The 22,807-nt window shown below is 54.9% G+C and carries 19 protein-coding genes; 4 read left to right on the top strand and 15 right to left on the bottom strand.

The features are described from left to right. Nucleotides 1-190 precede the first annotated feature (190 nt). The 4 genes from ACSG06_RS22020 to ACSG06_RS22005 all read right to left on the bottom strand — a co-directional run bounded on the left by ACSG06_RS22020 (nucleotide 191) and on the right by ACSG06_RS22005 (nucleotide 5,172). Nucleotides 191-1,864 (bottom strand): transposase, encoded by a 1,674-nt coding sequence (locus ACSG06_RS22020; protein ID WP_440992397.1) that lies wholly within the window; start codon nucleotides 1,862-1,864, stop codon nucleotides 191-193. A gap of 79 nt (nucleotides 1,865-1,943) precedes the next feature. After that, entirely contained in the window at nucleotides 1,944-3,584 is a 1,641-nt protein-coding gene (locus ACSG06_RS22015; protein WP_440992396.1) for a Mur ligase family CapB protein, read from the bottom strand. After that, complete coding sequence (locus tag ACSG06_RS22010) at nucleotides 3,581-4,747, bottom strand: poly-gamma-glutamate biosynthesis protein PgsC/CapC (RefSeq protein WP_440992395.1); 1,167 nt, start codon at nucleotides 4,745-4,747, stop codon at nucleotides 3,581-3,583. The genes ACSG06_RS22015 and ACSG06_RS22010 overlap by 4 nt, the downstream gene beginning before the upstream one ends. A gap of 53 nt (nucleotides 4,748-4,800) precedes the next feature. Beyond that, nucleotides 4,801-5,172, bottom strand: coding sequence for a response regulator transcription factor (locus ACSG06_RS22005; protein ID WP_440992394.1), 372 nt, complete (start codon nucleotides 5,170-5,172; stop codon nucleotides 4,801-4,803). Nucleotides 5,173-5,321: 149 nt separating this feature from the next. Here ACSG06_RS22005 and ACSG06_RS22000 point away from each other — a divergent pair, with 149 nt between their 5' ends. Further along, nucleotides 5,322-9,227 (top strand): PAS domain-containing protein, encoded by a 3,906-nt coding sequence (locus tag ACSG06_RS22000; protein ID WP_440992393.1) that lies wholly within the window; start codon nucleotides 5,322-5,324, stop codon nucleotides 9,225-9,227. A gap of 91 nt (nucleotides 9,228-9,318) precedes the next feature. Here ACSG06_RS22000 and ACSG06_RS21995 read toward each other — a convergent pair whose 3' ends face one another. Further along, the gene (locus tag ACSG06_RS21995; protein ID WP_440992392.1) at nucleotides 9,319-9,723 is read right to left on the bottom strand and encodes a DUF8160 family protein; all 405 of its coding nucleotides are present in this window, start codon (nucleotides 9,721-9,723) and stop codon (nucleotides 9,319-9,321) included. Next, nucleotides 9,720-10,538 carry a ParA family protein gene (locus tag ACSG06_RS21990; protein WP_142987585.1) on the bottom strand — a complete coding sequence of 273 codons (819 nt, stop codon included), beginning with the start codon at nucleotides 10,536-10,538 and terminating at the stop codon, nucleotides 9,720-9,722. The genes ACSG06_RS21995 and ACSG06_RS21990 overlap by 4 nt, the downstream gene beginning before the upstream one ends. Nucleotides 10,539-10,935: 397 nt before the next feature. Between ACSG06_RS21990 and ACSG06_RS21985 the strand changes: the two genes are divergently transcribed. Next, the gene (locus ACSG06_RS21985; protein ID WP_440992391.1) at nucleotides 10,936-11,610 is read left to right on the top strand and encodes a helix-turn-helix domain-containing protein; all 675 of its coding nucleotides are present in this window, start codon (nucleotides 10,936-10,938) and stop codon (nucleotides 11,608-11,610) included. Continuing rightward, nucleotides 11,607-12,302, top strand: a complete 696-nt coding sequence (locus ACSG06_RS21980; RefSeq protein ID WP_440992390.1) for a nucleotidyltransferase domain-containing protein — start codon at nucleotides 11,607-11,609, stop codon at nucleotides 12,300-12,302. Before ACSG06_RS21985 ends, ACSG06_RS21980 begins: the two co-directional genes overlap by 4 nt. A gap of 48 nt (nucleotides 12,303-12,350) precedes the next feature. Here the strand turns inward: ACSG06_RS21980 and ACSG06_RS21975 are convergent, their stop codons facing one another. Next, complete coding sequence (locus ACSG06_RS21975; protein ID WP_440992389.1) at nucleotides 12,351-12,752, bottom strand: hypothetical protein; 402 nt, start codon at nucleotides 12,750-12,752, stop codon at nucleotides 12,351-12,353. A gap of 45 nt (nucleotides 12,753-12,797) precedes the next feature. Next, nucleotides 12,798-13,145 carry a hypothetical protein gene (locus ACSG06_RS21970; protein ID WP_440992388.1) on the bottom strand — a complete coding sequence of 116 codons (348 nt, stop codon included), beginning with the start codon at nucleotides 13,143-13,145 and terminating at the stop codon, nucleotides 12,798-12,800. Between the two features lie 55 nt (nucleotides 13,146-13,200). On the opposite strand from ACSG06_RS21970, the gene ACSG06_RS21965 reads away from it, so the two are divergent. Then, nucleotides 13,201-14,244 (top strand): DUF5797 family protein, encoded by a 1,044-nt coding sequence (locus ACSG06_RS21965; protein ID WP_440992387.1) that lies wholly within the window; start codon nucleotides 13,201-13,203, stop codon nucleotides 14,242-14,244. Nucleotides 14,245-14,250: 6 nt separating this feature from the next. On the opposite strand, the gene ACSG06_RS21960 is transcribed toward ACSG06_RS21965, so the two are convergent. The 7 genes from ACSG06_RS21960 to dndD are packed head-to-tail and all read right to left on the bottom strand — an operon-like array spanning nucleotide 14,251 to nucleotide 22,805. Beyond that, nucleotides 14,251-14,736 carry a hypothetical protein gene (locus tag ACSG06_RS21960; protein WP_440992386.1) on the bottom strand — a complete coding sequence of 162 codons (486 nt, stop codon included), beginning with the start codon at nucleotides 14,734-14,736 and terminating at the stop codon, nucleotides 14,251-14,253. Further along, nucleotides 14,733-16,796, bottom strand: a complete 2,064-nt coding sequence (locus ACSG06_RS21955; RefSeq protein ID WP_440992385.1) for an AAA family ATPase — start codon at nucleotides 16,794-16,796, stop codon at nucleotides 14,733-14,735. The genes ACSG06_RS21960 and ACSG06_RS21955 overlap by 4 nt, the downstream gene beginning before the upstream one ends. A gap of 4 nt (nucleotides 16,797-16,800) precedes the next feature. Then, complete coding sequence (locus ACSG06_RS21950; protein WP_440992384.1) at nucleotides 16,801-17,007, bottom strand: DNA modification system-associated small protein; 207 nt, start codon at nucleotides 17,005-17,007, stop codon at nucleotides 16,801-16,803. Beyond that, the gene (locus tag ACSG06_RS21945) at nucleotides 17,004-19,163 is read right to left on the bottom strand and encodes a DEAD/DEAH box helicase family protein (protein ID WP_440992383.1); all 2,160 of its coding nucleotides are present in this window, start codon (nucleotides 19,161-19,163) and stop codon (nucleotides 17,004-17,006) included. Before ACSG06_RS21945 ends, ACSG06_RS21950 begins: the two co-directional genes overlap by 4 nt. Nucleotides 19,164-19,189: 26 nt before the next feature. After that, on the bottom strand, nucleotides 19,190-20,371 hold the full coding sequence (locus tag ACSG06_RS21940; protein ID WP_440992382.1) for a cysteine desulfurase family protein: 1,182 nt from the start codon (nucleotides 20,369-20,371) through the stop codon (nucleotides 19,190-19,192). After that, nucleotides 20,368-20,781 carry a DNA sulfur modification protein DndE gene (dndE, locus tag ACSG06_RS21935; protein WP_103992759.1) on the bottom strand — a complete coding sequence of 138 codons (414 nt, stop codon included), beginning with the start codon at nucleotides 20,779-20,781 and terminating at the stop codon, nucleotides 20,368-20,370. Before dndE ends, ACSG06_RS21940 begins: the two co-directional genes overlap by 4 nt. Next, on the bottom strand, nucleotides 20,778-22,805 hold the full coding sequence (gene dndD / locus ACSG06_RS21930; protein ID WP_440992381.1) for a DNA sulfur modification protein DndD: 2,028 nt from the start codon (nucleotides 22,803-22,805) through the stop codon (nucleotides 20,778-20,780). The genes dndE and dndD overlap by 4 nt, the downstream gene beginning before the upstream one ends. Nucleotides 22,806-22,807 lie beyond the last annotated feature (2 nt).

The raw sequence follows: 22,807 nt of genomic DNA, 5'->3' as shown, positions 1-22,807 counted from the left end.
TGGAAGTTGAGACTACAACAGGTATAGCAGGGCTGTAATGCGTGGATTTTGCCGAGTTAGTCAGCAGAAACTACCTCAATGCTCTCTCCAAGCGGCATTCTTGTCATATTTCCAACCGTAAGGGCGAATTTTCGAGACATCCAACAGTGTAGCCACTCAGACAGCGCGCTAACCCAGACTGAGTGTCTCTCTATCCGATTCCAGTCTCCTTCTTCAGCAGTGTCAGTGTGTTATCTGCCGTCACCATCGGCGAGTGCTCGTACTCACCAGTCAACTCAACCTGCACGAGCAGATCGACAGCCCGCCAGATCGAGTACAGCAGACACGCGAACGCGAAGTAGAAGAATCGCAGCCCGAAATCCTTCGACGTGGTGGCAGCCATGAACCGTTTGATCGATCTGTAGCCGCACTCGATTTCCCACCGGTAGCCGTACTCCGTAAGGTGTCCGCTCCCCCGATTCGTCATGAACACCGAATACTGCCGGTGATCGTCGTGCTCGGATTCCTCTTTCCGGCGGTAGATTAGCGTCGTCTCGTGCCACTCGTTCTTGCCAAGGTGGAGCTTCCGGTCGGTTTCATACCGGTCTTGATCGCGCTGGAGCAATCGCTTGGCCTGGGCTTTCTCGCTGGTCTGCATCCGTTTCGGGACGACGTATGAGAGCCCGCGCTGGCTGATCATCTCCAGAACGTGCTGGCTATCGAACTCCCGGTCCATCAGCACGTTATCGACGTGAACGAGGTCCTCAGCCGAATCCAGCAAGTCCTCGACGATTTCCTTGCGTGACTCTCCTCGTCGAACCGGTCGTGCGTCAAGCACGAGCGGAACGGCATTGCCGACTAACTGGACCGTCGCCCACTGATAGGCGTACTCGTCAGTCTTCTCTTTCGTCCCGATGATCTCGTCTTCGTAGCCCGTTCTATCGCCGGTGAACGGGTCAGCTTCGGTAATATCGATTGCGACAACTCCCGCTCGAAAGAACTGCTCTGTCTCCGCAACTTCGTTCAGGAGCCGAGTGATGGCCTGCCGGTACATCCCCCGGACTTGGTCAATCGAGAGGTCCCGAATCTGCTCGCGATGGGCGTGCCCCAGCGGTGTCCGATCCCGAGTCGACTCGTAGAGGAAACTACGAGCACCTTCGTTTGCAGCCAGCCGCTCGCGAAGTCCGAGGTACGTTTGTAAGTCCCAGTAGGCGTTCTCGTGGATCTCACAGCTGTCGCCACGATCCAGCGAAAATGCCGGGAAGACGACGCGACTGACGTGCTCGGTGACTCTATCGGCGTTGTCCAGAATGGCTCGGTCGTCTGGAACCGATTCGTCCACGTCATCACGAGCTGGGAGAATCTGCTCCGGTTCGCGGGGGACGGTGACGTCGGCGTTCTGCGCTTTGATGAGAATCGTTCGAGCCGCTTTCTGGACCGTCTCGCGAAACTCATCAGTGAAGCGTGTGTGCCAACTGCGCCAGAGTGTCGATTGGTCAGGCACTGTCTCCAGCCCAAGCCGCTCGCAAAGTTCCGGATGACTTTCGAGGTACTCGTAGAGTGCTGTTTCGTGCTCCCATCCGAGAAGTTCTTTCAGAACGAACACGCGAAACAGGGTGTCCATCTCGTAGTGTGTTGGACTCTCGTAGCAGTCGTGGGCCTCGAATTGGAAGTAGGCTAGCGGAAGTTCGGAGACGAACTGCTCAACAGAGATGTGCTCATGGTGCGTGAACCAAGCTCCTGAGACGATCCGGACATCCGACTCTAATCCGGTAAGTGAGGTGCGGTCGTACAACGGTGTCGAATCGTACGCTGGCCACTCAACGTACGACAGTCGTGCAATTTGTCGAAAGACGGTTCTCCGAGATTCAGTAGTAATGGGCACTACCGTACAATCGTTCTGGCCCCCTCAAGAACACGTCTACATCTAACGAAAAGGCCCGCTTCTTACAGAAGCTGACGTTTTATTCGTGATCTTTTGGTTTAGTCGCTTCCGCGCTCCCCTGTTCAGAAATGTCAACAGCTTCGCTTGCCGAGGCAGCCTGTCTTTTCTCTTTCACTCGTTGTTCAATCGACGCCTGCATCTCACGCATAAACTCGTCCACCGTGTTACCCATGAGGATGACCGGTCGGCCATCGGTGAACAGTTCAGTTAGAACCTGCTCCGGGTCCGCATTTTGACTGTGGCACTTGGTTGGAACATCGACGTTTTCGGCGAATGCGCGTGTGTTAGCCCCACCGATGTGAGCTTCATCGATTAACTCTCGCTCGAATAGCAACTCGATATATTGAGCAAATGACGCTGTACGCCCCCGCCGGTCTCTTCGGAGGTACACGAACGGGGTGATACATTCGTCATCGACGAGCACCCGTCGAACCATCTCAGTACTTTCGACGTCGTTCACCTCGGCAGCGTTGAAGATGAGTCCGTCTTCAAGTTCTATCCACGTTGGTTGGATCGCACTGAGGAACGATTCGATCTCCTCGGCTGGAAGTGGCGGTTCGCCAACAACATCTAACACCGCATTGACTGCGTGGATCGTTTCAGAACCGATTAGCCCTTCGTGTTCGTCGAGAATATCAACCTGCTCGATAGTCCCTCCGCGGCGTTCGATCTCTTTTTGCATATATTCGTGCAACACCGGGTGTTGCTCGCCGCTCACAACGTGTGTTCCCGCTGGGACCGACCGCGCAAACGAACGTGCAAGGTCTGTCCTGGTCTTTCCAAGGGTATCTGTGTGGTCCTGACGGACGTTTGTTAACACGATGATGTCCGGATCGGTCAGACGCTGGTTGAACAGCCGGGTCGTGTATTCTGTGATACCCTGATTCTCGAAGATAGCGACGTCGTCCGGCTCGTACGCATCGAGTTCGGGGACGAACTCAGCGATGAGACTGATATTCTCGTAGAGCGTCGTTCGAGGCCCCCGTCGTTCGATAGGATGGACCTCGCCGTTGTGGATCAGTAGTGGATGGTTGCCGGTGATCTTCGTGAGCGTGTCGTACCCTCGGCGGTTGAAGACGTCGTCGAGCCGTTGGGTGGTTGAGGATTTACCGCGAGTCCCCGAGACGACAATCTGGGTATCGATCTGATCGAGGACCTTACGATGTCGAATACCTCTCGTTGCTTCACTAACCAGCCCTGTTAAACTCGACGAGCCGACTTCGATTGGCTTCGGGCCAGTCTTCCACTCGTACTCTGCCCCAACCAAGAACATCGGGAGCGCCCCCGCCGCATAGTCGAGGAACTGGTCCGCCGCGGACTGTGCTGCCATTTCCGTCGGGAAGCGATCGGCACTATGTCCCAGTACCCCGTTTGCAGTTTGGAGCCGCCAGACCCAGTTGTTTCGTTCCTCCGGAAGCTCTCCTGACGGTGTGGCCTCTTGTTTGACGATTATGTCGGGCGCGTCGACATCGGTGTCTGGGAAGGACTCTTGGTTCCCCGATAGTTCTGCAACAGCGGCGCGAACAATGTCAATTGCATCGCGTGCTGCTCGGGATGTGTCGTAGTGGCGGCTGCCGGTTGCTAGTACCTCCGCTGGGCCCCTAAGACGCCACGACCAGCCGAACCCACGGCCGTAGATCTCGAAGGCAGTCCGACTCATGTTTCACCCCCTTCAGAGAGAACCGACGCAGAGAGAACCTCATCTTCACCCGGGGGTGACACAGTATACCAGTACGCGACACCCAGGGCAGCCACCCAGAGAACCGCTGCAATCCCCAGGACAGGCAACGTCAGCTCCTGTGGAAACCCACGAGGTTGGGGAGCACTGAACAGTCGAGCGACGATCAAAGCGGGGACAAAGACCACGATCTGTAGTGGGACGACGAGGCGGCGCTCGAATGGTGCTGACGCATGCGCGTTGTACGCCCCGACACCTGCCAAAATCGCAGTAAAGAACGCCGACAGTCCTCGCTCAATCGGTAAGACAAACGTCAGCGATACTGTAGCGAAGATCGCGACTGCGACAGTCACTCCGAGAAGGACTCGTCCGTACCGGAGTGTGAGGTAGTTCGACAACTGGATGAAGCCGAACGATAGCGCAAGCAAAATGACGTACAGAATCACGAGCCAATAGCTCGCTAGCGCATAAATCGCGAGGAGGACCGCACCGACGATCCCGACACGAACACCGAACCGATCCCGGAGCCGTTCAGAGAGAACGAGCCCACCAGCGAACAGTCCGGCCACGATTTCTCGAGGGAGTATGACAGATTCGGGATCGAGTGACACTGCAACACCTTTGAAACTAGCGACGTCTGCAGTCGAAGAGAAGAGGATCGGGGGTGTCAGCGTGCCAAATTGACGCGCAAATCCATTGGAAACCAGTATCCAGCCCAGCGTAGTGAGGGCAATGAATAACCCGACGCTTGACAGAATATCGTTTCGACGATATTCCGGCTTGATTCGATGGTAATTGTAGGCTGCTAGTCCGGGGAGAATACTGCCCAGAAACGCGATTACCCCCACGTCGATGCCTAGCTGGAGAACAAAAAAGAGCGTGATCACTGGAACAATCGTTCCGATAACCATTGCTGCGACAAGTTCGTCACGACCGAAAAGTAACGTTCGGCGACGTAAGATCCACAGGCCGACAAAAGCGGCTGCAGCGCTCGACAGAAAGACCGGGAGCATGACGAAGTTCTTGAGCGTATATACAGCAAGAACAGGGACAGTAATCGATCCGCCCATACGATACCCAGTAAATTGGGTGATAATACCAACGCTAAGAAGGCCGATAACAGCGACTAGGGTGGCTACCCACATTGTGAGTATCTATCGGCTTGTGCATCTTTACTGTTTCAATTCAGGACGGTTGCTTACTCGAGAGTTTGCTGTATCCGTCCGTAAAGCTCGGATTTATTGAATGGCTTGGCAAGGAAGTCGTCCGCGCCCGCCTCGAGTGCTCGAACGATGTCCTCTTCCCGGCTCCGAGACGTCAGCATAATAACCGGCATATCCTGCATCTCGTCGTTCTCCCGGATGCGATCCAGAACCGAAAACCCGTCCATCTCTGGCATCATGACGTCGAGAATGACCGCTTTCGGTAGTGAACCCGGGGACTGTTCTAAGTACTCCCATGCCTCTCGGCCATCTTTTACAGTCTCGACGTCAAAATCCCCACTGAGACTAACATCGATCATTTCTCTGATATCTTCGTCGTCGTCAGCAGCCAGAATTTCCGCAGGCATACTAGTGGAATATCCGTCCCTTTTCCTTAAATTGACCGACATACCGACCCCCGAGAATTGCACTTGTCTGGTCATTAGAGAGCTTGATAGCTCCCCGGAGTGTCTCGCAGGAAATGTTTAACCAGTTAGGGAGTTAAATCTCTGTAACTGTGCTCGGTACTACTGACGAACTCGACGATCCTATCCGCGTCCTCTACGTGAACTCCGATCCCGCGTTCGCGGAGTTGGTTCAAACCAAGCTCCAACAAACGAGTACCGAGATCGACTATATACCTGCCGACGGTATCGACGAAGCACTGCGCAATCTTGCTGCGGACCGGATCGATTGTATCGTAACGGCGTACTCGCTCGACGATTCGAACGGCATCGGGCTTACGGAGTCGATTCGCCAGCAGAACGATGATATCCCGATAATCCTCTTTACTGGACAGGGGAGTGAGGAGATCGCGAGCGAAGCGACTCGTGCCGGCGTCTCGGACTACATCCCAGTCCGGTCGGAGCGTGATAACTTCACACTGCTCGCGGCCCGCATCCGGACACTCACGAGGGCTGCTCGCAAGCACACGGAGGCCGAGCAGACGAAACGGCGCTTCAGACGAACGCTCGAACGCGCGACTGACGCGATTTACGCCGTCGATAGCGACTGGCGCATCGAGTATATAAACGAGAAGATGGCCGAGCGAGTCGAACGTGACCCGGACGCGGTTGTCGGAGAAACCATCTGGGAAGAGTTCCCGTCGATCGTCGGGACGGAACTCGAAGACAAGTATCGAACGGCGATGGAGACTGGTGAACCGGTATCGTTCGAACAGCGGCTGGGAGAGCTGTTCGGCTACTGGGTCGAAGTGCGAGCGTTCCCGGACGAGGACGGGCTGACCGTCTTTTCACGCAAAATTACTGCCGAGCGAGAACGGGAACTGGAGCTAGAACGCAGTGGCGCGATTCTGGAGAACATCCACGACGTCGTGTTCGTCCTCGGCGAGCAGGGTGATATCGAGTTCGCGAATACGGCTGCGAAGCGGTTGCTCGTAGGGGATCAGTCGGCCCAGACTATCGGCCAACAGCTCGAATCGGTCGTCGGTGACCGCGTTAGCGATTCCGATGCATCGCGATTCTCCCAGGCAGTCGAATCGACGCTCGACGAGATCGAGAGCGATGGTGGGTCGACCGGGTTGTACGATACAGACCTACAGCTCGACGTTGTGGCCGGGGCTAGTGAACGAACGCTCGACGTCCGGGTAACGCCGTTCCAGAGTCGAGAGCGTAAGCAGGTGCTCGTTGTCGCTCGAGACGTGAGCGAACAAAGCGAGGTAAAGCGGCAACTGGAACGAGAGCGGGACGCACTCCAGGACCTCCAGGCGGTCATGGCAGAGAGCGATGTCTCGGCCGAGTCACGCCTCCAGAATCTACTGGAAGTCGGTTGCCAGACGCTCGGACTCGAAATTGGTATCGTCTCGCGGATTCAGGACAGCGACTACACGGTCGAAGCAGTTCACGCACCAGAGGCTGATATCGAAGCTGGCGATCAGTTCGATCTCGAATCGACGTACTGTGCTGAAGTCGTCGGCACGGATTCGGTCTGTTCGTTCGTCGACGCCGTTAGCGACGGGAAAGAGACGCATCCTGCCTACCGTGAGTTCGAGTTAGAATCGTACATCGGCGTGCCACTCGTCGTCGATGGCACGCGTTACGGAACCGTCAATTTCTCGAGTCCAACGACGCGAGTCGCGCCGTTCGGAACGCTCGAACGAACGTTCGTCGAGCTGGTCGCACAGCTCGTGAGTACCGAACTCTCGCGTCGTCGTGACCGTGACGAACTCGAACGTCAGGGGTTCCTCTTCGACCGCGTTCAGGACATCGCAAACATCGGTATCTGGGAATTCGTCCCATCGAGCGGCGAACTCACCTGGTCTGACGGGGTCCGCCAGATCCAAGGTGTCGACGAGGACTACGAGCCAACCCTCGACGACGCGATCGAGTTCTACCACCCCGACGACAGAGAGACGATTACCGCAGCGGTCGACCAGGCAATCGAAGACGGGGAACCGTACGACCTCGACCTCCGAATCGTTCGACCCGACGGCGAGGTGCGTGACGTTCAGGCGTGGGGAGAGTACGTTGAGGACACACCACGGGGCGACGCAGTACTTCGGGGTGTTTTTCAGGACATCACGGAGCGAGAAGCGGAACGCCGTGAGCATCGAGAGCTCGCGGAGGAATACGAGGCGTTGCTTGAGACATCCGGAGACGCGATATTCTTGCTCGATGTCGATACCGCTGGTGAGGACCCTTCATTCAAGTTCGCCAGACTCAGTCCCGGATACGAGACGCAGACCGGACTTACAACTGAGGAGGTCCGCGGCAAGACACCCCGAGAGGTGTTCGGCGACGAGCAGGGTGCTGAACTCGAGGCTAACTACACTCGCTGTGTCGAGCAGCGTGCACCGATTTCGTATCGTGAAGAGCTCGACATCGGAGAGGATGCTCGGTTCTGGGAGACCAGCCTCGCGCCAGTCGTCGTCGACGGCGAGACCGTTCGAGTCGTGGGTATCGCTCGAAACGTTACCGAGCAGGTCGAATGGGAGCGTGAACTTGAGGCGACGAACCAGCGACCGGAATCACTCATCGAGGCCATGCCACTCACCGTTATGGAGATAGACACCGACGGAACCGTCGTCCGCTGGAACGACGCGGCTGAAAATATGTTCGGCTGGTCGCGCGAAGAGGTGCTTGGTGAATTCAATCCGATGGTTCCGGACGACCAGCAGGAAGAGTTTGCATCACACAAGCAGCGCGCTCTGAGCGGCAAGCGCATTCGGGCGAAGGAGATACGGCGGGAGACAAAAGACGGGGACGAACTGGACCTGCTCTTGTCGGTCGCTCCGATTACAGACGCCGACGGGGAAGTCACGAGCATCCTTGCCGTGTTAGAGGACATCACCGAACAGAAAGACTTAGAAACTCGCCTTCGATCGCTTCAGAATACCGCACAGCAGCTTAGCGGCGCTGAATCGAGCGACGAAATCGGAGCAATTGCCGTCGATACCGCGGCCGAGATACTCGACCTCGATGTCACCGGAATTTGGGAGTACGACGACCGAGAGAACGTGCTCGTCCCAATTACGGAAACGTCCGAAGCACGAGACCTGTTTGGCGAGTCTCCCCGGTTCACTCCTGGAGACAGTCTCGCTTGGGACGTGTTTGAGTCCGGAGAAACCCAGGTATATGATGATATCCAAGCTGAGGGGCAACCCCACAACCCGAACACAGAGATACGGAGTGAGATTCTCGTCCCACTAGGTGAGTATGGGCTCTTGTCGACGGGGTCAGTTTCCACGCAGGTCTTTTCTGAGACGGACGTCGACCTGTTCCGGATTCTCGGTGCGACTGTCGAGGCAGCACTCGCACGAGCGAGCAGGGAGGAAGAACTACACCGACAGAACGAACGACTCGACCAGTTCGCGAGCGTCGTTGCCCACGACCTTCGAAACCCGCTCTCTGTCGCAATGGGGTTCCTCGAAATCGCGGAGGAGACCGGGAAGGTGGAGCACTTTGAAAAAGTAGAATCCGCACACGACCGAATTGAACGACTCATCGAGGACCTCCTGACGCTGGTACGTGGGGAGACGACGATCGAGGATGCAGAAGAGATCGACCTCGAGAGTATTACGACGGAAGCGTGGGGATACGTCGACACGGAGGAGGCAACGCTTGCAGTCGCAGATGGAATTCCGACAGTCACCGGGGATGCAGGGCGGCTGACCCAACTCTTCGAGAATCTCTTCCGAAATGCAATCGAGCACGGTGGTGCCGACGTCACGGTGACCGTGGGTGGACTAGACGGAGACGATGGATTCTACGTTGAGGATACCGGCAGCGGGATTCCCCAGGAGAAGCAAGACGACGTGTTCAAACACGGCGTCACGTCCAGCGAGGGGGGAACCGGGTTCGGCCTCTCGATTGTGGCCGACATCGCGAAGGCGCACGGTTGGACGGTTTCGGTGACAGACGGAAGCAATGGCGGGGCACGGTTTGAGTTCAAGCGGTCGAAATAGTACCCGTTGTCAGTGAGCAAACCGTGCCTGCGGCCTATGCATTGAGAGAACCAGTCTCAACTATTGTCGGACCCCGATCTGCGCGAGGTCATTAGTCGCCGAGTTCCGAGAGCCGAGCCTGGATTTCCTCGGCATCCGCCTCAGAGAGTGCCTCAATACCGAACTGGACGAGTAGCGGGTAGAAGTGGCGGTTCTTTTTGAACTCGTCTTGGCCAGCCTTGCGGAGCTTCAGCTGGGACTCGAGGTACGTATCTTCCATCTCGTCGAGGACATCGTCGGGAATGTAGATCGTCCGCCCGTTCCACTCGTCCTTGATGTTCGTCTTCGTTTTGCTCGTTTCGTTCGTTTCATTCGTTGAATTCGATTCGGTCGTTTCGGTCGATGAACTAGTTTCCACCGTTTCACTCACCTCACTCGTTTCGCTGGAATCAGCCTCGTCGTCCTCCTCTTCGTAGTTGCCCTCGATGCCGGAAGCATCACCCCAGCCGTCGCTCATGCTTTCACCTCCTCAGGTGCGGTCTTCTCGAATGTCTCGTCGAACAGGTCGGCGATCTCGTTGAACAGGTCGCGTGCATCCTCGACGCGCTGGTTCTCCTTGCCGAAGCCGAAGACGGACACACCCTCGCCAATCGACTGAGAGAGGTCGGTCCGCTTCGGGATCTCGAACACTGGAAGGGAGTACGCCGACTTGATCTCCTCGATGGTGTCGCGGTGCTCGGCGTTCTGCTCGACACGGTTACAGACAATCGCGAGCCGATTGATGTCTCCGTACGCCTGTTCGAGGGAGCTCAGTTGCTTTGCGAAAATTTGGAGGCTGTTGGCGTTGAGCTTCTCGGGAATGACGGGGATGACGACGTTGCCGGTCGCGACGAGGGCGTTGTCGGTGAGGACGTTCAGTGATGGCGGTGTGTCGACAATGATGTAGTCGTAGTCCTTGTCGAGCTCGTCGAGAGTCATCTCCAACCGCTCGCGACTCTTCGGCGCCTCAAGCAACGTCTGGATGTTCTTGTTGTTCGCGAGCTTCTCACTGGCGGGGAGGATGTCGAATTCCTCGTGCTCGACGATGATGTCGTTCACCGACTCCATCTGATCGAAGTCGAGGACGTCGAACAGCGTTGTGCGGTCGGTATCGTAGTACAGATCGTTGTAGCCAAGCGAGCAGGTGAGCCCTCCGTGGTAGTCGATGTCGACCAGGAGGACGTCGTGGCCTCGGGCAGCGAGTGCGCCGCCAGTATGAATGACGTCGGTTGTCTTCCCCGCGCCTCCCTTCTGATTCGCCACCGTGATTCGTGCGGTATTGGTGTCGGTCATTATCTTCGTTTCTCTCGTTGTGTTCGTTTTGGTCGTTTAGTTCGGTGCGTTCGGTGAGGGTGTTTCACTCGGTGAGAGGATTACTACGGTGTTAAAACCAACTGTTCGTTACACTCGTTGAAGCAAACGCACTCGTTGCCATCAACTCATTCGTTCTGTTCGTTACGTTCGTTTTCTTCGTTTTGTTCATCGAGTAGAGGGTGCCAGTTCGTTCCTCAGAATGCGTTCAATTCATTCGTTTTTCTCGTTCTGTTCATTTTGTTCGTTGAATTCGTTATAGTCGTTCCACGTGTTTTCAGCGGGAATCAGGACTACCTTCGAGAGTATGGAGAGATAGTGGCTTCATGGCCATTCGAGTAAGACTTTTAACTGTTACCGGATTATTGGTAACCACCAGATGTACGAGGTACTCGATGACACCGCGGCGCAGGTCATCCTCGCGATCGAGAGTGGTGACTCCATCCGTCGTGTCGCCCAGCACCTCCACACGCCGTACGAGACAGTGAGACAGGCCGTTAACCGACTCGAAGACGCAGGCTACGTCACCTATGACGACGGCCTCTCAGTCGTCGACGAACGCGTGAGAGACGCAGCACGAGAGCTCGTCGCTGCCAGCGCTGGCGTCAGTCCACCCTCCATCGAGGAAACGTACGTCATCCCACAATTCGGTGACTGGCCGTTCGCGTTCACACGGATCGACGCCGTCTACGTGTGGACCCAGGGCGGCTACCAGGTCGGTCGCGAGCCCGACGACTATCCACTGTTCCTCGCTGTTCGTGAGCATGACGTCGACGCCTGGGAGACATTTTTCGACTCGTTTGACCTCCCCACCGCATTCGAGCGGCAGCCCCAAGACGAGATAGACGGGGCGCTGCATATCGTCCTCGAGCCACGCCCCTCACTCGACATTGAACACGTCGAGGGGTACCCGGTTATCCCGAGAGCAGAGACGATCGAATATATGCGCGAGAACTACGCCCAGTTCCAGTCGGCGCTGGCGATGCTCGACCGGATGTACGAGGACCTCGACCTCGGCGTCACGTATCGAGAGACGGAACGGGCACAGCCATGAGCTTCAACAACCGAAGTGACGCGCTCATCGAACTGCTCGAGGAGCTCACCCAACAGGGTCACGAGTACGTTCTTGTTGGCGGGTACGCTGTCTCAGCGTTCAATGCTCGCTTCTCCACGGACCTCGATATCGTCGTCGCACCGGACTCCAAGGCTGACTTCGTCGAGTTCCTCGAACAGCAGGGATTCGAGGAAACGGACAGTCACGCCAAGAAATGGTTCTACGACACCGAAGTAATCGAGTACGAGAAGCGGCTCACGCCGCAGCAGCCGATCGGCTTCGATCTCCTGGTAAACGGACTCGGGTGTCGCCAGACGGAGGCACAGTGGTCGTTCGACTACCTGTACGACCACAGCCACCAACAGGAGGTGAGCGGGGGCACAGTGACGACGACGGCCAGAGTCATCGATGGGGCCGTCCTCGTGGCGGCAAAGCTCCACAGTGGCCGAGAAACGGACCTCCGAGACGTCCTGGCAGTGGCTGAAGAGATCGACCTCAACGCTGTCACGCCCCATCTGCGGCGAGGGGACGACAATGCCCTACGGGAGCAACTTGAGCGTGGACTGGATATCTTGGAGAGCGACGAACTCAAGCACGGATTTCGGAGTGACTTCGGGGCCTCAGCTGTCTCAGAAGAAACGGTCACCGCTCTCCAAGAGTATCTGTCTGCACAGATTGACCACCTGAGCTGAATCGGGTCGGGATTTCGACGAGTCGGTGTTCAGCGTGCCTTAATTAGTTTAGAGATCAAAGTCGGCCGTGAAGACGTGTTCAACGTCCTCGACGGTTACAAATTCTTCTTCAGTTCGCCAGACGTCGAACTCGTTGTCCAAGATAGGATCTGGATCTTGGTAGTAGGGCTCGTTGTTGACTGGGAGTTGTGGAGCAGAGTCGGACTGGTTCCGGTTCCGAGTGGAGGAAAAGGACTGGTGCTGATTCGGCGTGCCTGTTTCGATGCTCTCAATCGTTTTGCAGACAGTGAATCTGAGACCGCCTGCCAAAGCACCTCCTTTCGGACCTGAAAGTGCTGTCCCGGTGATTGCAGAAGAAGCTGCTTTGTCAACGCAGTCAGGGACGTTAAATCTGCATCTACCGCTTTCTGGGTCGATCTTCTGGAAGATACCGCAGTGGTCTCCTGGCATCTTAGTTAAGAGTACTTTTGTGCTCAGTGAAGGATTTTGGGAAGATTAGTCTCCGAGAAGATAGTCAAGTAGCATCTCAATATATTCTGTGACATCGCTAAATATCAATGCGAAGAAGCGCCGTACCACCGACTGCTCATCTGTGAGATTAATGAAGTTGGCTTTGTCAGCTGCTCCGATAGCGGTCGGAATGGATGGGACGATATGGGCTAACACGATGAAACCAAGGAAGATGCCGACCCCGATGCTGGAGATCAACCCGGTGAAAAACAGGGTGTCGGCTATCCAGATCGTGGCACCGACGATTACTGCCTTCCATTTGACCGCGTTGAGATTCCATTCGAAGAGGAACCAGTAGATCCGCCAGAGCAGTCGGTCGGTCAGTCCTCCCATTCCTTACCGCAACACACGATACACCCCGCCGTAAAATGGAAGGTAACGAGATAGTATGCCGCCCTCGAATAACAAGGACTTAATGAGTTATGATGAAGATACAGGGCGTTTCCAGTTTGGACCTGATCTGAAAGCCAATATCCAAGAGAAGCTTAGCGATCTCTCCGATGAGGAGTATGATCGGCTGTTAGATCTTGTCCGTCTTGAGCCCACCAGCAACGCTAAACTGAAGAATCAGTGGGATATGGCTTCGGGAAGTGAGGTTCACCAGTATCTGGAATCGGAGCTGAATCCGTTCTATTACAGGGGGGACAACAGCTACATCCGCGTGACAAAAGAGGCGAAAGATTTTGTCCGTGAAAATAGTGGTCTGAACCAGTACGTGACAGAAGAGTCAGGCAGTTCCGAGGATGTGTCAGAGAACATCCGCAACCGAGACCTATTGATGGATTTAGTTTCGGTAGCGCAGAGCCTCGGCCATCTACCGGACGAGGAAGAAATCGAGGCACATTCAAAATATTCTCCCGACAGGTTCCGCGAAGAGTTCGGAGGCTTGTTCGAGGCTTGCCAGGAGGCGGGTGTCGTTCCGGACTCAGTAACGAAGGACGACTACACGGCAGCAAGAGATGCTAAGAAAGAGCAGAAAGGGGAATCTCAAACTGAGGAAGAGGAGTCGGAATCTGAACCAAGTGGGCCTTCGGAGGCAGAACTGATTGAGGAGCTGCAGTGGGTTGACGAGGAGGTTGAGGGGATTCCGTATCCTGCGGATATGAACGGGTCAGGGGCATTCACTGCCCATGATTATCAGGAGCAGTTCGGGTCTTGGGATGATGCACTGGATGTTGCAGGTATTGATAAAGAGGAGCAGTTGCTGGAGGATATGCAGAGAGTAGCTGACGAGGTGGGAGAGGACATGACTGCCCCTCAGATGAATGAGTACGGGCGATACAGTTCTACGATGGCGGCCCGGTACTTCGGAAGCTGGACTGAGGCTAAGGAACGTTTTCAGGAGTGGAGCAAGGAGCAGGAAGAGGAAGAAGATTCGTCAGAGGAGTTCGATAACATGGTTAACGACCGGCTGGACGATATTCTGGGATAGCCGCTCTTACTGGTCAACGAGAACGTCCTCTAAACGGCCTTCCCATTTCCCATCAGCTTCGTCGATGAAAGCGAGGATGTCGAACTCGTCTTTCAAACTGATGTCTTGGTCGATTGCTTCTACGCCGGCATCTGCGTACTGCAGAGCTAGTTCCCAGAGTTCGCTGTCATCAGGGTCTTCGTCGCTGTGTTCGAGTTCGATGAGTTTGTAGATGAACTCGATCCCTTCTCGGTATTCGTTTTCTGAGGAACCGCCGACCCGGTTCACCTGGATGAAGTCTTGGGAGTAGCTGCCTTCGGACTCTGTACGGGGGTTGTCTCGTAGAAATCCGAGGACCAGGCCCGCTGTGAATAGTTCGTAGTTAGTGTCGAAGGGGTAGTCGTTCGCGTCGGTTACTTCGACGTTGTCGTCTTTGCGGGCGGTCCGCAGTACCATATTCCGGTAGATATCGAACCGGGCTGTTTTGAGCCGTCTGGAGGTGGTAGTACTCATTTGGCAAGCACCCGTTTGAGCTCGGTTTCAGATTCAATACTGCTGACTTCAGAGGACTCGGGGTCGTCTTCCCGCTGATGGATCTCCAGGTGGCTGGAAACGTTATCTCCCATTTGTTCGATGTCCTCTTCGTCGAGTTCACCGGGTTGGTAGAGGATGACCACTTGATCGCGGAAGTTGGGGAAGTAGTCGATCAGGTTCTCCTTGTGTTCCGGGTCGAGTCTGCCGATTGGCGTGTCGATGACAACGGGTGCTTCCCGGGCAGTGAATTTGTTCAGTCCAGCGATGAAGGAGTAGGCGATGATCTGGCGAGCACCTTTACTGGGGTTCTGTTCTTCGATATCCCGGTCCCCAGAGATGGTCTTGACGTCGAGTTCGTAGTCCTTGCTGATGGTCAGGCCTTCGTAGACGTCGTTCTTGTTGGTGAGTTCCTGGAAGATCTTGGAGGCGTGTTTCTCGACGCTTTCACGCTGAGTTTCAACGTACCTGTCGCGGATTTCTTCCCAGGCATCAGCGCACTCGTCAGAGAGCTTCATCAGTGTACGGTAGCGCTGTTCTTCGTCGTCCGCTGCCTCCATCGAGTTGACTGTCTGCTCCAACTCCCGTTTCTCTTCCTCAAGTTCCTCTATATCTTCCTCCAGGTCCTCGATGGTAGTCTTCAACCCGCCGATCTCTTCGTCGAGAGTTTCTTTCGTATCTCGTAGCGACTCGGCTTCTTCTGCAGTGACTGTCGCTTCCTCGATCTCTCCTTCCAGAGTCTCTTTTTCGTCTTCGAGGTCGCTGATATCCTCTTCCAGACCCTCAATATCCTCTTGGATAGAGACGTACTCGCTCTTGGCCTGGCTGACGTTCAGGTTTTCAGGGTAGTCCCCGGAGGTGAGGCACTCCAAGTGGTCAGAGGCGAATCCTTGGAGTTCTGAGATGGTGCTCATCTCGTCGTTCTGCAGCTGCTCAAGGGTGTGTTCTAATGTTTCCTCTGCATCTTCATCTATATCGGCTCCGCAGAGGCAGTTGTCCCGGTCGAGGAGGTACTCGATGGTGTCCTCCATTCCGGAGACGATGGAAACGTCGTAGTTATCGATGGCGTGTTTTGCACCGATACCTATCATCAACGGGCCGAGACGGGAGTGGAGTTCACGGCGCTCTCCACGCTTATCATCCAGCTTCTCCTGCAGACCTTTGTCCTGGCTCGTGCCCTCGATTTCCTCTTTGATTTCGTTAACTCGGTCCTGCTTGCCGGCTACACCAGAGGCTTCTGCTAGATCATCCTCGATTTGGCGACGGCGTTTCTCCTTCTGGCGAAGCTCGGTTTGGGCTGAATCTTTCTCAGTCTTCTTCGCCTCGATGTCGCTCTGGACGCTACTGATATCCTCTGAAAGGTCTTGCAGCTCTTCTACGTCCTCTGCTTTGTCCTTCCATTCATCCTGGTAGTAGTCCTTTCCATCGTCCCTGAGGTCGTGAATCGCGTTTTGGATCTCCCGGATCCCGAGAACGGTTTCGATTGCTTCTCGGACGTCCGCTTCGGAGTCGTTGTAGGATCCGGCGTATCGGTCAAGTTCTTCGCCGTCGAAGAAGAAGAAATCTGAGGCGCTTTCTGGGAGAATGCCGTTGATGAACCGGTTGTACTTCTTGGCAGGGTCTTCGTTCGGTGCCTGGTCGATTACAGTTTCTTTGCCTTCGCTGACGCTGGGCTTTTTGACGTTGACGTAGCAGGAGTTCCATTCCCGTTCATCAGGGTCGTCGACTTGGTCGAACTCGATTACCCTCTCGATTTCGTAGACGTTCTGGTTATGGGTGAATTCGAGAGTGACGCTGGCTTCTCCTAATCCCTCTTTTGCAGCTTTCCGGTTGATTGCTTGCCGTCGTTTCTCTGATTTCTCTGCGTTACCGCCCTCGAACCCGTACAGACAGAAGCGCATGGCGGTAAAAAAAGCAGTTTTACCTCGGTCGTTTTTCCCACCCATCAGGATTAGAGGAGAGTCACTGCTAGTTTGGAGGTCAACGGGGACCTCCTTGTAGAAGGGCATGAAGTTCTTGATGATCGCTTTTTTGACCTTCATGGCGTTATTCCATGCTCCATCCGTTATCGACGTAGTTCTCCAGTATCTGTCTTAATTCCGATGGAAGTCCCGCCCTCCGGTCCATCGTCACCATTTCTTTTTCGAGGACGTAGATCTCTTTCAGTAAATCTTCTGGGATATTTCTCTCGTCAGCCTGTTCAGCGATTAGCTTCTCAATCTCCGGGTCGATTTCTTCGTTGTCTGTACTCATATTAGTGCTAAGTGCCCCAGTCCGTACGGTTCAAGCTGTTCTCGAAGCTCCTGCCGGATTTCTTCTTGGTTGTCGGCAGAGTCCATAAGAACCCGGCTTCGGTGGAGTTCCTTTTTCACAAATTCCCTGGCCGTGTTGTTACCTTGCTCTGCGATGAGGCCAGGCAACGTGATCATGTCATAGACCGATGCCTTCGATTTATCTTCACTTTTTCGAAGGACACGTCCCCGTCGTTGAATGAATTGTCTCTCATTACTTGAACTGGCGATGATGATGGCTGTCGGGCAGTCGGGTACGTCAACCCCTTCATCTAGGCAGTTAATTGCCAGCAGGTAGTCTACCATCCCGTTGTTGAACTGGTAGAAGGCACTGGCTTTCTTGTCTTCGTCCATATCGGAGACGAACACTGCGTAGGAGTCTTCTCCCTTCTTCCGGTTCAGCTGGTCTTTGATTTGGTCGACCTGCTGATTGTCCTCGCAGAAGATGATGGCAGGTGTAGGGTGGTAAGTTTCGAGGAAGCGCCCGAACCGGTGGGGCTTGTTCTCTGCCTTTTTCAGAATCTTGGCCCTGTCTCGAGAGAGTCGTTCTTGTTTCTCTCTAAGTTTTTGAACTGGCTTGCTTGGGTTGTCGCTGTTGAGTTCGCTTGTGACTTGGCCGATTCGCTGGCTGTAGCTTTTGTACTTCTCGTATTCTTCATCGTTGAGATCGCAGATTATGGGGTAGTAGTCGTAGCTGGATAGGTAGTTGTTCTCGATGGCTTCGGCGGTTTCGAACCGGAAGATGATGTCGTCGAAGTAGTTCATAATCTTCCGGTTGCCGGTGTCGTCGAACCTGCGTTCAGGCGTTGCGGAGAGCCCGATACGTCGCCCTGCATCTATTTCGAAGAGCTGGCTGAAGGTGTCTGCCCCGTATCGGTGGACTTCGTCAGCGACTATTTGCAGCCGGTTGGGAGGGACTCCTCGGAGGAAGCTCCGGAATGCGTCTCCGACCGCTGTGTGGATTGTCGTCAGGATGAACTGCTTAGGTCGGTCGTGGATTACATCCGTGCTTTCGGTTCGGTACGGATTGACCAGGCCTAGCATCTCCTGTCGCCAGTCTGTTTCCCCGCTGCAGACGAGGATTTCGGCATCTTCGATCAGCTCTTCGATGTCCTCTTTCCATTGATTGAGTAGAGTGGTAGTGGGGACAACGACGAGGGTGACTCTATTGTCGGCATCAAGGTTGGCGGCTGCTATTGCAGCTCTGGTCTTCCCAGTGCCAGTGGCTAATGCGAAGATACCGTGATAGTCGTTTGCGATCCATTCGTCTATGGATTGTTCTTGGTGCTCCCACAGCGGGATTTCCTCCTCCTCTTCGCTTTCCCCGGTGTCGTCCTTGTTGAACAGCTCAAGGTCTGGGCGGCCCTCGACGGTTTCTGGACTGTGCTCTTTCAGCCCGGATTCTACTGCGTCAGGTAGTTCTTTGACGGTTACTCGGGATTCCTCGTTGTTCCAGAGTTTGTTGAAGGATTCCTGTTTCTCCGAGGTCCGCATATCGAGGCCGGGCCACCAGTTGGTGTAGACGTCGAACGATTCGAAGTTGTCTGTCCACGCTAACTCGGTCTCGTTGATGGAGCCGAAGAAGGCCACCTGGTTACCGTGGTCGTCTGAGAAGACACCGAGTTTCTCGTGGTAGTGGCTGAACGGGTTGAGATCATCCGCATCGGTCATGTAGGCGATACGGATTTCCAGCATTTCTTCTTCGAGCATCCAGGCGAGGCATTTGAAACGATCCCGTTTCAGGTAGTCCTCGAATTGTTCGGCTGAAAGCCCTCGGTGGAGAGCGTTTTCTATGACTTCTTCTTCGTCGAGATCGGTTTCTGGTTCGGATGCTTGTTCCAGTACTTCGATATCTTCGGGTTTGAGACGGGGGCTGACGATCAGCCGCATTTTGCCGTCGTTCAGAACCAGTTTGGATATTCCTTGGGCGGCGAGGACCAGTGATTTGCTGTCGAAGTAGCCTGCTGCTCGGTCGTACTGGTTCGCGTTTCTCAGGCAGGGGATGTAGAAGTCGTTCAGGATGTCGTCGTTACCTGACCGGTAGCTGTTTTGGAGGGAAAGGGTTCTGAGACCTTGATTTTCTTCTTCGGTCTGCTCAGAGGTTGTTCCGTCAGCCATTGCTTGGTTGTTTGGAGGAATGTTTGTCAGCTTATTTGTAGCTTCCGCAGGCGGGAGACACTCTGAATAACCTGATCTGTGGCAGATTCGATTTCTTCCCGGGTGTTGTCTTTGCCGAGTCCGAATCTGACTGCGGAGTGCCAGCGTTCTTCGTCTCCGCCGATGGCTTGGAGTACGTGGGAGGCTTCGACCTTGCCGGTTGTACAGGCGGATCCGGCTGAGACTGCTAGCTCTGGTTGTAGGTTCTGAACGAGAGCTTTGTTTTCGACGCCGAGGAAGCTGACGTTCAGGTTGTTGGGGATCCGTTTCTCCGGGTGACCGTTGAGCACGACGTCGTCGAGTTCGCTGTCGAAACGCTCCCACATGTAGGACGTGAGTTCGTCGACGTGCTGACGGCGTTCCTCCATCTCTTTGTCGGCCAACTGCACAGCCTTCCCAAGTCCGACGATGGAGGGGACGTTCAGGGTGCCGGAACGCCAGCCTCGTTCGTGGCCACCTCCGTGGAGGAGTGGATCGAGTTTGACCTTGGGGTTGCGTCGGCGGACGTAGAGTGCTCCGATGCCTTTTGGTCCGTAGATTTTGTGGGCAGAGATCGACATCAGGTCGATCCCCATTTCTTCGACGTCGATGGGGACGTAGCCTACTGCTTGGACTGCGTCAGTGTGGAAGAAGACCTCGTTGTCTTTGGCGATTTCCCCGATTTCTTTGAGAGGTGCGATAGTTCCGATCTCGTTGTTGGCGGCCATTATCGAGATCAGGAGTGTGTCATCGCGGATGGCCTCTTCCACGTCATCAGGGTCGATCAGTCCGTTCTCGTCGACGGGTAGGTAGGTAACGTCGAAGCCCCGTTCTTCTAACACCTCACAGGCTTCGAGTACGGCTTCGTGCTCGGTTTCTCCGGTGATGAGGTGGTTGCCTTTGTCTTTTCTCTCAGCATAGTCAGCGACGCCCTTGATGGCTAAGTTGTCGGACTCTGTTGCGCCGCTTGTGAAGATGATTTCTTCCTTACGGCAGTTGAGCACCTCCGAGATCTGTTCCCTTGCCTGTTCGACGCCTTCCTTTGCTTTGGCTCCGTAGAGGTGATCGTCGCTGGCTGGGTTTCCGAAGTTCTCCGTGAGGTACGGCGTCATCTCTTCGGCTACCCCCTCATCTACCGGTGTAGTGGCGTGATGATCGAGGTAGACCGCGTCGTCAAGAGCCGGAGTCATGGTAGCCCACTATCCGGTTCCACGTCGGTATCTTCTTTCAAGCTATTGGGGATTAGGGCTTGGAAGTCGCTGAGGTCGCTGATGTTTCCGTGGACACGGATCACTCCCCGGTTCAGGTGGGCTACGAACTCGTCGTAGAGATCTTCCTCTGGGTCTTTGTCCTCCTGGATCAGTCGCTCTTTCAGGAGGGCCATGTAGAGGGCGTCGTGTTCTCCCAGCAGGGTGTACCGGTTGAACGTCTGACCGTCGTTATCGTATTCCTGTGGGTTTGGCGGCCGTGGTTCGTTCAGGGAGTAGCACAGGCCGATTCTGCAGAGGTAGTTCGGTGTGAGTCCGGTATTCCCTTTCAGCATTCGTAGCCGATTCGTGGCGTCTGTCCCGATCTGGATCCGATTGAACTCTTTGCTCATTGGGGAACACCTTCTAAGTCGATTTCCTCGGCTTGGTCAGGGCTTGACCAGAAGTAACCCCGACTGACGGACGTGTAGCCTTCTTCCTGATTGTAGTCCAGGTGGTAGGCCTGAGTAACGTCGTCGTTCAGCTGATCGTAGTATTCGTCGTCGATTTCCGTGTCGGTGGAGAAGACCAGGACTTGGTGTGCTGCTTCCGGGAAGAAGTTCTCCACGAGGTTTTCTCGGTGTGCTTTGTCGAGGCGTCCGAGCGGAGTGTCGACGATGAAGGGAAGCGGTCTGCCAGAGATCTCTGCCAGTGCCCAGAGCAGAGCAGTTGCGAAGATCTGGCGTTCGCCGGCGGAGAGTTCTGACTGGGGTTTGTGGTTCCCGTGTTTGGTTTTGACCTGGATATTGAGTTCTTCTTCGTCGACCTCGATACCTTCGTAGAAGTCGCTCTTGTTCGACAGGGCAAGATATCGTTCAGTAAGGGCGTCCTCCAGATTCCGGAGTTTTTCCTTAGCCAGGTCTTCCCGGTATTCGCTCAGAACATTCTGAACGTTGGAGGCAAGGTCAGCCCGCTCTGAAATGGTTTCCTCGTCCTCCTTACGGTCAAGTTTGTTGTCGATCTGGTTCCCAAGACGGGAGGTCCGGGTTTCGAGTGTGCTCAGTTCCTCTTCGATATCCTCGAGATCGGATTTGAGCGATTCTTTCTCTTCTATCAGCTCGTTCAGTTCTTCGATTAGAGGGGAGATGTCCTCTTCTTCGGGAGCACGTCCGAGCTGTGATTCGATATCCTGCAGCTCTCGAACCATACTCTCAAGTTCACCGGATTTGGAGCCGAGGTTTTCAGGTACCTCGTTCAGCGCTTGATCGACGACACCGTACATCTCCCGGCGCTGGGATTCAGAGAACTGGTGGAGCAGTTGAGTGTCCTCATCGTCGACTTGGAACCGGTTCTTGATCTCTGACTGAAGTCGCGTCTTGATCTCTTCAGCTTGATCGTCAGGAACGTCAAGGTCACTGAAGACTTCGCCATTCAGTGCTTCATCAAGTTCGCTGTCCAGTCGTTCGCGGGCGGCAGCAGTTTCCTGCTTCTCGCTTTCTTCCTTCAACCGGTTAACCACGCTTTTGCAGAGGCCAGGTGCTAATGCGAAGGGGTATGCATCGGTGGCGATTTCACGGATGTCCTCTTCGACATTCTCGATTTTGGCGTTGAGCTCTGCTCTACGTTCTTTCAACTCTTCACGTTTGTCAGCGTAGGCACCACCCTCTTGGGCGATATCTGCTTCCTTGCTGTCAATCTCTGTTTCCAGCTCAGCAAGGCGGTCTTCTTTGTCCTCTTTTTCATCTTTCAGCTCTTGACGGCGGTTTTCCAGTTCTTCTTTTTCTTCACGGAGCTCTTTGATCTCTTCCTTGAGGCCTTCGAGACCGCTTTCGTCGAGTTTTCTGGAGCGGTAGATGGAGAGGTCAGCGTCAAGTCGATCAACGAGATCGAGGCCGAGCAGGGAGAAGAGTGAGTCCTCGAAGCTTTCGTCATCTTCGATAGCGGTAGCCAGTTCTTGGACTTTCTCTCCGTCGAAGAAGAATAGCTGGGATACTCCTGGCGGGATCAGCTCTTTCAGGAAGTCTTCCCACTGGTCTTTGTCAAGGTCGGACGGGAGTTTCCCGTTTCGCCGTACCTCAAGGTTCTCGACGATGCTCTTGCCACGGTCACGCCACGATCGTTCCACGCTGTAGTGGTCCACCTCGCCCATGTAGGCGTACTCAAATTCGAGGCGGATCGATGCTTCATCAGCAGAGTGGTCCGAGTATTCGTGGAGTTTCCCTCTGATGTGTTCTTTGTAGTCCGATTCGCTGACTCGTCGACCTAACGCGCTTCGACCGTGTAGACAGATCTGGATTCCTCGGAACAGGGTGGTTTTCCCGGCTCCGTTTGAACCGCCGAAAAGGATGATCGGGGATTCCTGTGAGGTAGAAAGTTGGAACTCGTTTCTGCCGCGATATGGTCCGAAATCGTTGATGACCAGCTTTGTCAGTTTCATTG

It is taken from the genome of Haloarchaeobius baliensis, assembly GCF_052060055.1.
Classification (GTDB): Archaea; Halobacteriota; Halobacteria; order Halobacteriales; family Natrialbaceae; genus Haloarchaeobius; species Haloarchaeobius baliensis.
Note: the sequence above shows the minus strand (reverse complement) of the source record. Positions and strands in the feature narration are given on the sequence as shown.

Coding starts and splice junctions, on each gene's coding strand:
- ACSG06_RS21940 (WP_440992382.1), bottom strand. CDS start 20,371: ATGACTCCGGCTCTTGACGACGCGGTCTACCTCGATCATCACGCCACT.
- ACSG06_RS21950 (WP_440992384.1), bottom strand. CDS start 17,007: ATGAGTACAGACAACGAAGAAATCGACCCGGAGATTGAGAAGCTAATC.
- ACSG06_RS22005 (WP_440992394.1), bottom strand. CDS start 5,172: ATGCCTGCGGAAATTCTGGCTGCTGACGACGACGAAGATATCAGAGAA.
- ACSG06_RS21980 (WP_440992390.1), top strand. CDS start 11,607: ATGAGCTTCAACAACCGAAGTGACGCGCTCATCGAACTGCTCGAGGAG.
- ACSG06_RS21995 (WP_440992392.1), bottom strand. CDS start 9,723: ATGAGCGACGGCTGGGGTGATGCTTCCGGCATCGAGGGCAACTACGAA.
- ACSG06_RS21970 (WP_440992388.1), bottom strand. CDS start 13,145: ATGGGAGGACTGACCGACCGACTGCTCTGGCGGATCTACTGGTTCCTC.
- ACSG06_RS21960 (WP_440992386.1), bottom strand. CDS start 14,736: ATGAGTACTACCACCTCCAGACGGCTCAAAACAGCCCGGTTCGATATC.
- ACSG06_RS21945 (WP_440992383.1), bottom strand. CDS start 19,163: ATGGCTGACGGAACAACCTCTGAGCAGACCGAAGAAGAAAATCAAGGT.
- dndE (WP_103992759.1), bottom strand. CDS start 20,781: ATGAGCAAAGAGTTCAATCGGATCCAGATCGGGACAGACGCCACGAAT.
- ACSG06_RS21975 (WP_440992389.1), bottom strand. CDS start 12,752: ATGCCAGGAGACCACTGCGGTATCTTCCAGAAGATCGACCCAGAAAGC.
- ACSG06_RS22010 (WP_440992395.1), bottom strand. CDS start 4,747: ATGTGGGTAGCCACCCTAGTCGCTGTTATCGGCCTTCTTAGCGTTGGT.
- ACSG06_RS21990 (WP_142987585.1), bottom strand. CDS start 10,538: ATGACCGACACCAATACCGCACGAATCACGGTGGCGAATCAGAAGGGA.
- ACSG06_RS22015 (WP_440992396.1), bottom strand. CDS start 3,584: ATGAGTCGGACTGCCTTCGAGATCTACGGCCGTGGGTTCGGCTGGTCG.
- ACSG06_RS21985 (WP_440992391.1), top strand. CDS start 10,936: ATGTACGAGGTACTCGATGACACCGCGGCGCAGGTCATCCTCGCGATC.
- ACSG06_RS21955 (WP_440992385.1), bottom strand. CDS start 16,796: ATGAAGGTCAAAAAAGCGATCATCAAGAACTTCATGCCCTTCTACAAG.
- dndD (WP_440992381.1), bottom strand. CDS start 22,805: ATGAAACTGACAAAGCTGGTCATCAACGATTTCGGACCATATCGCGGC.
- ACSG06_RS21965 (WP_440992387.1), top strand. CDS start 13,201: ATGCCGCCCTCGAATAACAAGGACTTAATGAGTTATGATGAAGATACA.